Consider the following 12,473-nt stretch of genomic DNA (forward strand, 5'->3'; position numbering starts at 1 on the left):
TAAGTTCTTTTGGTCTTTCTACTAAGAGAATCGACGAAATTTGCAGAATCAGCAATGAAAATGGTGCTTTAGGAACAAAACTTTCGGGTGGTGGCTTAGGCGGAATTGTCATTGCTTTATGTCCTAACCAAAAAGTTGCTCAAGAAATTAGTCAAAAGGCCCAACCCAACTTTTCAAATTACTGGATCGAGGAAATTTAATGAAAGCTAAAGCACGAGCACATACAAATATTGCATTAGTCAAATACTGGGGCAAAGCTGATAAAGCCTTAAAACTACCTTTAATGTCAAGCATTTCCATGACTTTAGATGCTTTTTATACCGATACGGAATTTAATCATAGCCAAGATTTAGAGCAAGATGCTTTTTATTTAAATGAAATCAAGCAAACTCGCCAGCAAAGTCAGCGAGTGTTTAATTATATTAACGAATTACGCAAAAAATTTAACTTAGATCAAAATGAACACTTTGAGATTCGTTCTTATAACCATGTCCCTACTTCGGCTGGACTTGCTTCGTCAGCTTCTGCTTTTGCTGCACTAGCTGCAAGTTTTGCTAAAAGCTATGATTTAAATTTAGATAAAACTGCCTTATCGCGCTTGGCACGCCTTGGCTCAGGATCAGCTACTAGATCAATTTTTGGTGGATTCGTTGAATGGCAAAAAGGCACTAACGACGAAACTTCTTTTGCTAAAGCAATTGATGAAAATCCTGATTGGGATCTACATATGTTGGCAGTTGAAGTAAATACCGGGCAAAAGAAAATTTCTTCTTCTATCGGGATGCAATGGGCGCAAAAGTCTCCTTTTTATCAAACTTGGCTTAATGAGAATCAATCTGAAATTAATGCCCTAAAAAAAGCAATTGCAAAACACGACTTTACCAACTTAGGTGAAATTAGCGAACAATCTGCTAATGAAATGCATGCAGTTAATTTGAGCGCAAACCCTGGTTTTACCTATTTTGAACCAGACACTTTAGAATTAATTAATTTAGTTCATACTCTGCGTCAGCAAGGTATTGAGTGCTATTATACTATTGATGCAGGTCCTAATGTTAAAATTTTATGCACCTTAAGAAATAGCAAAGAAATAATTTCTGCTATTCACAACCTATTAGGCAATGTTAAAATAGTCAATGCAAGTTTCGGTCCAGGAGTTCAATACTTGGATTAAATTTTAAAATAGATTAGAGGAATATCGTTTGATTACCGTTAAAGCACCCGGCAAGCTTTATATTGCTGGCGAATATGCAGTTTTAGAACAAAATTGTCCAGCAATTTTAGTAGCAGTTAATGAATTTGTCCGAGTTTCTATCGCTAAAAGCAAAGGCTCTCAAGGCTTAATTCATTCTAAACAATATTCGCAAGATTCAATTCACTGGATTCGAAAAGGCAATCAGATGGTGATTGACAACCGTGATAACCCGTTTGAATATATTTTATCTGCGATTAAATATACGGAAGCTTATTGTTTAGAACAAGACGTTCAAATGTCTTTATATGATCTTCATGTAAACTCAGATTTAGATTCAGCTGACGGTAAAAAATACGGTCTAGGTTCTTCAGCTGCAGTTACTGTTGCAACTGTCAAAGCAATTTTAGAGTTCTACGGCTTGAAAGTATCTAATGATTTGATTTTCAAGCTATCAGCTATTTCTCACTACTCAGTTCAAGGAAACGGTTCTGCTGGAGATATCGCAGCTAGTGTATATGGTGGCTGGCTTGCCTATCAAACATTTGATAAAGCTTGGCTAAAAGACGAACTTTCACATCATTCTTTAAGCTATGTTTTAAATGAAGCTTGGCCTGGACTTAGAGTGCAACTTTTAACTCCTCCTAAAGGAATGAAGTTAGTTATCGGCTGGAGCCAAACACCAGCTTCGACTTCCCAGCTTGTCGATAAAACTAATGCCAAGAAAAAATTCATTAAATCTGCATATGAGGAATTTTTGCAAAATTCTCGTAACTGCGTTTTAAAAATGATTCAAGGTTTTAGCGAAAGCAATATTGCATTAATTCAAAATCAAATCCGTTTTAATCGCCAATTACTTAAAGAATTTGCGTCCCTCAATAATATTGCAATCGAAATTCCTCGTTTAACTAAATTGATCAATATCGCAGAACAATTTGACGGTGCAGCAAAAACTTCTGGTGCTGGAAATGGTGATTGTGGTATCGTAATTGCAAACGACGAAACTAAAATTAAACAATTGAAAGAGTTATGGCGCGAAAACGGAATCCTACCATTGAATTTTCGCGTCCACTCAATTGCTAAATAATAATCATGGAGAAGTTATGTCACAACGTTCCCAAAGAAAAGAAGAACATCTTGCTTTAGCCAAGATGTTTTTTAATAAACAAAAAAATTCAGACTTTCATCAAGTTCATCTTATCCGCCCTGCTTTGCCAGAAACTAAATTTGATAATCAAAGTTTAAATACTCAGCTTTTTAATCATCAAATTTCAATGCCTATTTATGTTAATGCAATGACTGGTGGATCTGAAAAGTCTTATCAAATTAATAAACGCTTGGCTAAAGCATGCGCCAAAGAAAATATTCCTATGGCACTGGGATCAGCAAGTATTTTAGAAAAAGAACCTGAGCAGCTAAATAGTTTTATTGTGGCTCGAAATGAAAATCCAGATGGTCTAATTTTTGCAAATGTAAATCCTGATACAAGCCCAGAAAGCGCTAAAGAAATTGTAGCTACCCTTCAAGCTGATGCTTTGCAGATTCACCTAAATACAGTTCAAGAAGCTGTCATGCCCGAAGGCGATCGTAATTTTGTCTGGCTAGATAATTTAAAACGCATCCGTGAAGAATTAGACGTACCCATTATTATTAAAGAAGTTGGTCAAGGTCTAGATCCAGCAACAATCAATATTTTGATAAAAAATGCATTTACTAATTTAGATTTAGGTGGCAGTGGCGGAACTAATTTTGCCCAAATCGAAAATGAAAGACGTAAGCACCACGATCTAGCCTTTTTAGAAGATATTGGCTTGTCTACTCCTAAGGCTTTGCTTGCATCTAAAATAGTTAAGCAAAAAGCAACTATCTTTGCTTCCGGTGGAATAAATAATAGCTTAGATATCTTTAAATCGCTTGTGTTAGGCGCAAATTATGTCGGACTTGCAAGTCATTTTTTGAAATTTGCTTTTCTAGGTAGTAATGAATTATGCCAAGAAATTGAAAAAATTAAGTCTGAATTAATTATGCTTAATGCATTATACGGTATAAATCACATCAAAGATGCTAGAAAAGTTAAGTATTATTTAGATACTGATCTCTATACTTATTTAAAACAAATTAAATCAATGTATTGAAAAAGACTGCAATTTGCAGCCTTTTTATTTTCGTAATCCTTTTGGATAGTAATTTTTTAAAATTTTATCTCCACCTAACTTGCCAAATGAAAATACTTTGTTTTTATAGCTGACTAAAACAAAACCTTTCAGAGTTGATTCCACTTTAATAGCTTCGCCATGAAGATATTTTTGAAATTCTTCCTGACCTAATTCAACTTTCTTTTCTTGTGGCAATTGTCCTAAAACTTGTGCGAGCTGTTGACCTGGTTCAAAGCGCTTTTTCTTCATAATCCCTAATTCAACACCGTTGCTTACGATATGAATATTTTCTAAGTCTTCAGGATCAATTGCACTCACAAAAACATGTTCATTTCTAATTAGAGCTTTTTTAGGCCAGTCTTTAAGCGAAGTCGGCAAGTTGAAATCATCTATTTGTTGATCAATTAAGTCTTTTTCTTCTTTGTTCAAACGGACAATATTTGAAGCGTTCTTTTTCTTATTCTTACGCTTCTTTTTGCATTTATTATCGTCTACTTTTGCTAATTCATTTTTAAGAAGAACAGCCACATATTGACCTTCGCCAACACCATTTTGAAACCAAAATCTAACTGTATCTTTGACAGCATTCAAATTACTCTTGGTCCATTCAGGACGCCCTTGCGACATACCAGATTGCGCATTTATTGGCAAGACTTGCATCTGATACCTATTCACTAACCATTCTACGATCTGTTCATCTTCTTCAGGCGAATAAGTACAAGTTGAATACACTAATTTTCCACCAGGAACCAGCATTTGATATGCACTTTGCAAGATTTCTTTTTGACGATTTTGACAAGTTAAGACGTAATCTTGCGACCAATACTTCATTGCATCTGGATCTTTACGAAACATCCCTTCTCCAGAACAGGGAGCGTCAACCAAAATCACATCAAAGTAGTTCTTAAAATTAGCAACTAATTTATCAGGAGATTCATTAGTGATCAAAACATTGCTCGCACCCCATTTTTCGAGGTTTTCTCGCAACTTTTTAGCTCGACTAGTAGAAATTTCATTTGCCACTAAAACGCCTTGATTATCAAGTTTTGCGGCTAAAGCAGTCGACTTTCCACCAGGAGCAGCACACAGATCTAATACTTTTTGTCCTCGTGTAACTTGACTTGCCTCAGCAGGAAACATAGCGCTTGGATCCTGCGAATAGACATAACCGCTCAGCCATTCAATGTCGCTGCCACTAATTTTGCCATAATAGCCGTTTTCAGTAAAAGGTACTTTCTTATTTAAATCATAAGAAACGTCCTGATAGTTATCTTTCAAAGGATTTAAACGAAAGCCACTGACTTTTTTGCCATCAATTGCCGCGAAAAATTTCTGACTATCATTTTGACCCAAAAGCTTTTCATATTTTTGCTTAAACTCATCTGGTAACTGCATTATTTTCATCCTTTCTCTTCTTGATAAATAGCATCGTCATTCCAAAAGTAAAGCACTGCAGCGCAAATACTGCTAATAACAAGGTAAATAACTGCTCATGATTACTATAAAACATCATAAGTGGTAAAACGCCGTAAACAAGCAAGAACAATACTAAATCTACTAATAAAAATCGCATTCCTGAACTACGTAATAATTTAGCCAAGACGACATTCTTGAAATAGTTTCTTCTTAAAGGAACACTATCTAACAAAGCCCAAATAAATGCATCAACAGCTGCTACAATAACGCAGAAAGTCGCAAAAATAAATTTCTTAGTCGGACTAATTCCATGCTTGCGGTTGTATGATTTTGTATAATCTACTGTCTTAACCGTAGCTTTGGAAAATCTAGCAACTTGCTGAACATCTTTTTTGTTAATTCCATCGATAGTAATATTAAAATTCTTGATGTTTTCTAATCCAGTTGGTTGATTAATTCCGGCAGTAAGATAATATGGCGTTTGCCCATTAGGATTTTCAGAATTTTGCTTTAATTCACCGATAACAGAATAATAATGGCGTCCTTCTTTGATATATTTATTATTTTGCGAAGTCACTAAATTATCATGCGTTTGAGCTGAAATAACTGCAAAAGGAATACTGCCAGTAAAATCTGACTTGCTAAAATATCTTGATTCGCCCTTTGACATAGGTTGGCTCTTTAAATTATAGTTAGCCCAGATAAGAATTCTCCGCTTATCATAAGGAGACTTAAAGTGGACCTGCAAATGAGCATCATTTTGCCTATCTAAATAAGTCAAGAAGTGCTTAATTGTCATTTTTTTACGTGGACTTAAAATATAATAAGGCGATGATAAGCCGTTATTATTCAATACTTGATCAGCTCTTTGCGATTGCTGAATTGATAAGGTAACTGCTAAGCCAATAAAGCATAGTAGTGAAACTAAAATTACAATAAATTTTTTAAACTTCATTATTTTATCTCAAAAATTTTCTCGTCAATAAAATCAAAACTTTTAAATGATTGATTTACTTTTAATAGCTTTTTACTTTTTATTTGATGTGCTTTTTGCCAAAACTGTGCGGTATTAGTAGCCCCGTTTTTTTCTCCAACAAAAAATAATTTTGTCTGCTTTAAATCGCAACATTTGCGATAAGTATCTAATACCTGACAATCACTATCGCCAAAATTTGGAGCCCAGGCACACATTATAAAATCAACGTCATCATATTTCTCAATGGAACTTATGGCATCTAATTTTTGTGTAGGATAAAAATTGTTTTGACCTGTTTTTGAACCTTGTGCCCAAGTAAAAGAATCACTAGCAATCATTTTCACGTTGGCTTGAGTTAGAGCTTTCGACCAATAAGCATTTCCGGCCATTATTTCTAACCCCTTTTTAAGATCGAATTCACTTTTTAGCAGGTGGACTGTTTCAAGATTAGGTAAAGACCAAATGCCATAGTATCTGGACAAAAAACTCCGAAAATTATTAAGTAAATTATTGATTTGCTCAATTGCTACTCTTTTAGATTGGAAATTTTTTCTTTGAATTTCATCTAACTCATTTGGTGCAAGTCCTAGATCTACGGGTCGTCTATCCAAAACATCATGTTGGTTGATAGTTTCGATAATTTTATTAATTTCTTTTACTTGATTATTAATTATCGGTTCTTGTATTATTTTAGCTAATTTATTGATTTTTAATTGATAATTATTCATAAAAATTTTCCTTAATATGATTTTACCATTCAAAACAGTCAAAAACAGTTATAATAAAAGGTAACTGGTTAAAGGAGTAGAATTTATGTCGAAAAAACAAAACAAAAAACGACAACCTGAAGAAGAATCCCTAGGAAAATCCATCCTTGATATTGTGATCACAGTCGTTGTTTGCATGGCCATCTATTTTGTTTTATTCAAATTTGTATTTGCAAACGAAACTGTTTCAGGTCCATCAATGCAACCCACTTTTGAGTCTAACGATCGCATTATTGCTGTACGTCACAGCAAGTTACAACGTGGCGATATCGTTATTTTGAAGGCTCCTGACGAACCGGGTGCTTTGTATATTAAACGAATTATCGGTGTTCCTGGAGATACAATTGAGTCAAAAAATGATACGCTATATGTGAACGGTAAAAAAGTTGCAGAACCTTATCTAACGCAATATGAAAAGAAATTGCCTAAAGGTCAACTTTATACAAATAACTTTACTTTGAAAAAGCTATTCGGTGTAGAACGTGTTCCTAAAGACTCTTATTTTGTAATGGGAGATCATAGAGATGTTTCAAAAGATTCTCGGATGATCGGCTTTATTAAAAAGAGCGCTATTGTTGGAGAAGTAAAGGTTCGCTACTATCCATTCAATCAATTTAGATTTTTCTAATTGAAGTTTTTAATAAGGAGCAAAAATGAGTCCACAAGAATTATCCGATGCAATCATCGACTTTGAAGTTAAAAATAATGTTAACGATACAGCACTTGCCTTTTCTAGTCACCTATCAGTTGAAAAAATTCATGCAATGAAAAGTGGCGAAGAAAAGTTCACTATTGAAGAAGCTGAACAAGTTTTAGATTATATTCAATCTAATTCCTAATTTTAAATAGCAATAAAAAATAAGATGATCAAAATTGATCATCTTATTTTTATGCAATTACTTACTTTCGTGATACTTTTCTAAAAGCCAAACATTAATTCCGCTGAAAACTATACTAAACATCAATAAGAATAAGTTCGAAAACCAAACCGATGAATAAGATCTTATTTGTCCTGTCAATATATTTGCAGGATCAAATTGGTAGATTAGATGCATTATATTTCCAGAAGCAACAATTAAAATTAAGACTAAAACAAGAATAATTACTGCTCTAAAGAATTTGCTGTGCTTTTCTGGCAAGAAGTCCATGATTGTTTTACTTGATAAATCAATTGTAGCTACAATGCTATAAACTAGAAAAGCAAATAATAGAAAATTGACAAACTCACTTAAAATCAAGCCTACTGGGAACGTGTCATTAAATTTACTCCACAAATTGCCACTACTTGCTTCTTTCCCCATTACATTACCTAACTGCCAAAAACTAAAACGGACGTTATGGTCAAATAAGGCTGGTAAAAATGAGATGAACCCCATAATTAACTGCAAAACTACTAAATATAAGCCATTTACAATAGAAGACGAGATATTAGCAATATAGAAATTAGATGAAGAAACAGGAATCAAACGCCAAGTTTGCGAGTCGAATTCTTTTTCATTTTGTCTACTTGAAATAAAGACATAGGCAATATCAATAAAAGGCATTAATGTTAACATAAAGATAAACCAAGCCATTAGTTTATCTTGTCCCTTAAATCCTGAAAAACCACTAAGAAGCGCCCAAATAGCAATAATTATGCTAGTAACTAATTGTATTAAAATTAATAAATAAATGCTGCGAACTTTGACTTTGGCCATTTGTCCAAATATATTCTTAAAGCTTGTCATCTTATTCAGCTCCCCCATCTTCATAAAGGCTTTCGTAATATTCTTCAATACTTTGACCTTTTGCGCGAATATCATCAGCCGCAATATACGAAGCGATAGTTTTATCTTTGATGATAATTACTTCATCTAAGATCGTGCTAATTTCATTTACAAAGTGATCTGAAATAATCATCGTTGCTTCAGGATCTTTCCAAAGTAAAATTGAATTAATAATTCGCTTACGAGCCATTGGATCAATTCCAGAAAACGGTTCGTCTAAAAGATATAAAGGAACTTTTCTACTCAAAGTTAAAGCAATTTCTAACTTTTCACGCATCCCTTTAGACAATTGTCGCAACTTCATCTCGCCATTTAACTTCATAAATTCTCTTAATTCTTTAAATTGGTCATTGTCAAAGTCGGAATAAATCTTTTCATAAAATGATTCAATTTCATCAATCTTAGTTGAATCGCTAAAACCCTTTAAAGCATCAGTGACAGATACTTGGCTTTTACGTTCAACTTCTTTTTGCATGCCATTAACTGCAACAGTGCCTTTATAATTCTTTGCAATGCCAGAAATAATTCTAATTAATGTAGTTTTTCCGGCACCATTTTCTCCAAGTAAGGCAACAATTTTCCCCGAATTAACCGTTAAATTAACGTCTTGCAAAATAGTTTGCAAATTCTTCTTATAGTTAAGATCTTGAACTTCTAATAGCGAGTTATTCATCTAGTCTACCTTCTTTTCTTCAATGAATTTTTTAAGCTTCTCAAGCGTTTGTTTAGAACTCAAGCCTAATTGCCTTGTGCTTTCTAAAAATTCGCTCATAGTATCTTGTATTAACTCCTCACGCTTTTTTAAAATCAAACCAGTATCGCGAGTTACAAAGGAACCCAATCCCCTTTTTACTTCTAAAATTCCTTCGTTATTCATCTGATTCAATGCTCTTTGAACCGTATTTACATTTACTGTTAAATCAACAGCCAATTGACGAACAGAAGGAACTTTTTCTCCAGGTTTAATTTTTCCTAAAGCGATTTGACGATACAGATACTTTTCAATTTGAACATAAATTGGAATATTATCTTGAAATTCCATTCAATCACCTGCTGTATTATTTATCTATTACACTAATATTTTACCAAATAATATGGCAATTACAACAGAAATTTGCTTTTAAAATGTTTCACGTTTATTTATTAAATTATTTTAAGCAAAATAAAAAAGCTACAATGTATTGCTATATAGGCAATTATTGCAACTTTTGTTTTGAATTTATATTCGAAGTGTAAAACTATATTTAATTTTTATTTAAACTTTGCATCTTCAAAATACTTGTCATTACCATATGTTATATTTTTGCAATTAATTCAATTTAACGTCTTTTAAGATAAAAGTAACCAATTTTGTTTCATGAGTTGTTATTTTTTATTTCTTTCAACATTTAATTGATTAATTTTACGTAAAACATCCACAGCTTTCCACATGCTTTCGAGCACCGTATATTCGTATCTACCATGCATGTTTTCTTCGCCGGCAAATAAATTAGGACATGGCAATCCCATGTAGGTCAATTGAGAGCCATCGGTTCCGCCACGAACTGGATCCTCGTTAACTTCAAGACCTTCGGCCTTATAAGCATCTCTTGCTAAATCAACAATTTCCATGTGCTTTTCTAATTCGTCGGCCATATTGTAGTATTGATCCCACATCTTGAGCTTGATTCTTTCAATGCCAAATTCATCGTTCATCTTTTTAACGATGTCTTTAACCAAATTCTTTCTTCTCTCAAGACCGTCGCGTTCAAAATCGCGGATAATATAATCCATGTGTGCTGAATCAACAGTACCGTCAAAAGTCATTAAGTGGAAGAAGCCTTCACGTCCATCAGTGTGTTCTGGACGATCGTGCTGTGGTAATTGATTATGAAAATCAATTCCAACTTGGATTGCATTAATCATTTGACCTTTTGCGACAGCTGGGTGCACGTTTACTCCTTGAATATCTAAACTGAATTGTGCTGCAGAGAAAGTTCCCCAATCAAGTTTTCCAGGAGCTTCACCGTCAACAGTATAAGCAAAATCTGCACCAAATTCTTCAACATCAAAATGTTCAGCACCTGTGCCAATTTCTTCATCAGGCGTAAACGCCAAGCGAATCTTACCGTGTTTTTCTTCAGGATGCTGCATTAAGTATTCTGCAAACGTCATTAACTCTGAAATACCACACTTGTCGTCACCACCAAGTAAAGTATCGCCAGAAGCAGAAATTATAGTTTGTCCTTTATAATTCTTCAAATGTGGAAATACTTCTGGATCTAGGTAAAATTCGCTATCGCCTAATTGAATCTTAGATTTGCCATCGTAATTTTTAGTAATTTGTGGCTTTACATCAACAGAATTAAAATCTGCAGTATCGCAGTGTGCAAGCAGTCCAAAAGTTGGAACTTCATAATCAATATTTGAAGGAATAGTGGCAATTACGCAGCCACTTTTTTGATTATAATGAACATCTTCTAAGCCGAGTTCTTCCAAGTCTTTCATAATGACATTTTTTTGAAAGTTTTCTTCTCTTTCAGTTGATGGAAAACGATCTGAATTCTCATCAGAACGTGAATTCACTTTTACATATTTTAAAAATCTTGGTAATAATGTTGGATACTCTGTCATCTTATTCTCTCCTAAAATAAATCCTGAAATGGGTTAGTTGAAACTTCGGAAATTTCAACTGGCACATCCCAATTATATTCCTCATTCCACTTATTTAAACGATCAGCCACTTTATATTTAAACAACTTTTCAGTATAGTGGCCTGGATCAACCACGGTTAACCCGCTAGAAATCATATCGTGACCAACGTGGTAATAAACATCGCCAGTAATAAATGCATCGACGCCTTCATCAACTGCTTGATGCCAGAACTTACCACCATCGCCACATATAAAGGCTACGCTAGAGATCATCTTATCATTATTGTCAGTAATCAAGCGAACCATCTTAATATTCATTTTACCTTTGACATAATAAGCAAAATCTTTAGCTGACATTTGCTCGTTTAAACGTCCTTTTCGACCAATTGCAATACCATCATCGTCTAAGGCAAAAGGTTCCACATCTTTTAAACCTAATTCTTCGGCCTGCCAATCAGCTGAACCATCTTGTGCCTTATCAGAATTGGTGTGAATAGAATAAACTGTAATTCCATTAGCAATTATTTTGCCATACATTTCATTTTGCGGATCTGAAAAATCTAAGTTTTTTGCTGGCCGAAACATTACTGGGTGGTGACTAACTATAAAGTTAACGCCCTTTTCAACGGCTTCATCAACTACTTGCGGACGCACATCTAAAGTTGTCATTACTTTTGTAACATCTGCATCCATTGAACCAATCTGTATCCCCACAGGATCGCCTTTTGACGCAATTTCTTTAGGGAAATCTTGTTCGAAGCGATTTACTATATCTGCAACCTTAGTCATCCTAACACTTCCTTTATCATTTTAATTAAAGCATTTATTCTATCAATTTTATCTTGATCTTTATTTTTTGCCTTATTTAAATTAGTAACTAAATTTTCATAATAATGAAGCTGATTAGTCCATTTTTTAATAAAAATAGGATTCTTTTCTTTTAATAAAAATGGTCCAAATTCAAGCTCTTGTTTAGAAAAAATAGCTTTTTCTTGTCCAAATTTTGCCTTAATTATTTCGTAAATATGACCAGCCACTTCAATAATTTGTTCGTCTACTATTTGATATTTATGATCTTGAAGCCATTTTCTAACTAGCGGTTCACTAATATTTGCTTCTAAAATCAAAGTTGGATAAATCTTATTTTCTTGATAGGCATTTTCTAAAAGAGTTGTCATTAACTTACCGCCCATGCCGGCAATAACGACAGTATCAATTTGATCGCTTTGCGTTAATGTCTCTAATCCCGAGCCTAATCTTGTTTCAATTTTATCTTCTAAGTTGGCTTGCTTGATATCTTGCTTAGCATTCTCTAGTGGACCTCTAGCCACATCGCTGGCAATGGCAAAATCTATCTTACCTTTTTTTACTAATGCAATTGGTAAATACGCATGGTCAGTTCCAATATCGGCCAAGCGACTACCTGAATCAACCATCTGTCCAATTTGAGCTAGTCTTTCTTCTAACACACTCTCACCTCTTACTAAAAATTTTAGCATAGATAATCTAAAACTTACTTGTAAAAATATCAAAAAAGCCTTGTAGTTTTATTTAGCTACAAGGCTTT

At 33.9% G+C, this 12,473-nt stretch carries 14 protein-coding genes and 1 pseudogene; 6 read left to right on the forward strand and 9 right to left on the reverse strand.

The genetic code is table 11. The features are described from left to right. From BN55_RS08365 to fni, 4 genes and pseudogenes are all read left to right on the forward strand, one after another. A pseudogene (locus BN55_RS08365) lies at positions 1-200 on the forward strand (mevalonate kinase); the annotation flags it as partial. Continuing rightward, positions 200-1,174: a diphosphomevalonate decarboxylase gene (gene mvaD, locus BN55_RS08370; RefSeq protein WP_008471687.1), complete on the forward strand. Its 975-nt coding sequence runs from the start codon at positions 200-202 to the stop codon at positions 1,172-1,174. The pseudogene BN55_RS08365 and the gene mvaD, both read left to right, overlap by 1 nt. A gap of 28 nt (positions 1,175-1,202) precedes the next feature. Next, entirely contained in the window at positions 1,203-2,279 is a 1,077-nt protein-coding gene (locus BN55_RS08375) for a phosphomevalonate kinase (RefSeq protein ID WP_008471688.1), read from the forward strand. A gap of 16 nt (positions 2,280-2,295) precedes the next feature. Further along, positions 2,296-3,327 carry a type 2 isopentenyl-diphosphate Delta-isomerase gene (fni, locus tag BN55_RS08380; protein ID WP_008471689.1) on the forward strand — a complete coding sequence of 344 codons (1,032 nt, stop codon included), beginning with the start codon at positions 2,296-2,298 and terminating at the stop codon, positions 3,325-3,327. A gap of 24 nt (positions 3,328-3,351) precedes the next feature. On the opposite strand, the gene BN55_RS08385 is transcribed toward fni, so the two are convergent. Genes BN55_RS08385 through BN55_RS08395 form a run of 3 tightly spaced genes read right to left on the reverse strand, consistent with a single transcriptional unit; the run spans position 3,352 to position 6,468 of the window. After that, positions 3,352-4,743, reverse strand: a complete 1,392-nt coding sequence (locus BN55_RS08385; protein ID WP_008471690.1) for an RsmB/NOP family class I SAM-dependent RNA methyltransferase — start codon at positions 4,741-4,743, stop codon at positions 3,352-3,354. Beyond that, complete coding sequence (locus BN55_RS08390; protein WP_008471691.1) at positions 4,727-5,719, reverse strand: hypothetical protein; 993 nt, start codon at positions 5,717-5,719, stop codon at positions 4,727-4,729. Before BN55_RS08390 ends, BN55_RS08385 begins: the two co-directional genes overlap by 17 nt. Continuing rightward, positions 5,719-6,468 carry a hypothetical protein gene (locus tag BN55_RS08395; RefSeq protein WP_008471692.1) on the reverse strand — a complete coding sequence of 250 codons (750 nt, stop codon included), beginning with the start codon at positions 6,466-6,468 and terminating at the stop codon, positions 5,719-5,721. The genes BN55_RS08390 and BN55_RS08395 overlap by 1 nt, the downstream gene beginning before the upstream one ends. A gap of 85 nt (positions 6,469-6,553) precedes the next feature. Between BN55_RS08395 and lepB the strand changes: the two genes are divergently transcribed. Next, a complete protein-coding gene (gene lepB / locus BN55_RS08400; protein WP_008471695.1) occupies positions 6,554-7,135 on the forward strand; it encodes a signal peptidase I in 582 nt (193 codons plus the stop codon). Positions 7,136-7,160: 25 nt separating this feature from the next. Further along, positions 7,161-7,346, forward strand: coding sequence for an LBP_cg2779 family protein (locus tag BN55_RS08405; protein ID WP_008471696.1), 186 nt, complete (start codon positions 7,161-7,163; stop codon positions 7,344-7,346). 57 nt (positions 7,347-7,403) lie between these two features. Here BN55_RS08405 and BN55_RS08410 read toward each other — a convergent pair whose 3' ends face one another. The 6 genes from BN55_RS08410 to BN55_RS08435 all read right to left on the reverse strand — a co-directional run bounded on the left by BN55_RS08410 (position 7,404) and on the right by BN55_RS08435 (position 12,405). Continuing rightward, positions 7,404-8,234, reverse strand: coding sequence for a hypothetical protein (locus BN55_RS08410; RefSeq protein WP_008471697.1), 831 nt, complete (start codon positions 8,232-8,234; stop codon positions 7,404-7,406). Position 8,235: 1 nt separating this feature from the next. Then, positions 8,236-8,946 carry an ATP-binding cassette domain-containing protein gene (locus tag BN55_RS08415; RefSeq protein WP_008471698.1) on the reverse strand — a complete coding sequence of 237 codons (711 nt, stop codon included), beginning with the start codon at positions 8,944-8,946 and terminating at the stop codon, positions 8,236-8,238. Beyond that, positions 8,947-9,315: a GntR family transcriptional regulator gene (locus BN55_RS08420; RefSeq protein WP_008471699.1), complete on the reverse strand. Its 369-nt coding sequence runs from the start codon at positions 9,313-9,315 to the stop codon at positions 8,947-8,949. It lies immediately after the preceding gene. A 323-nt stretch (positions 9,316-9,638) separates the two neighbouring features. Further along, positions 9,639-10,886, reverse strand: coding sequence for a peptidase T (gene pepT, locus BN55_RS08425; RefSeq protein ID WP_008471700.1), 1,248 nt, complete (start codon positions 10,884-10,886; stop codon positions 9,639-9,641). Between the two features lie 11 nt (positions 10,887-10,897). Continuing rightward, on the reverse strand, positions 10,898-11,695 hold the full coding sequence (locus BN55_RS08430) for a Nif3-like dinuclear metal center hexameric protein (protein WP_008471702.1): 798 nt from the start codon (positions 11,693-11,695) through the stop codon (positions 10,898-10,900). Next, positions 11,692-12,405, reverse strand: coding sequence for a tRNA (adenine(22)-N(1))-methyltransferase (locus BN55_RS08435; RefSeq protein ID WP_040469547.1), 714 nt, complete (start codon positions 12,403-12,405; stop codon positions 11,692-11,694). The genes BN55_RS08430 and BN55_RS08435 overlap by 4 nt, the downstream gene beginning before the upstream one ends. Between the last annotated feature and the right edge of the window lie 68 nt (positions 12,406-12,473).

Source organism: Lactobacillus hominis DSM 23910 = CRBIP 24.179 (genome assembly GCF_000296835.1).
Classification (GTDB): Bacteria; Bacillota; Bacilli; order Lactobacillales; family Lactobacillaceae; genus Lactobacillus; species Lactobacillus hominis.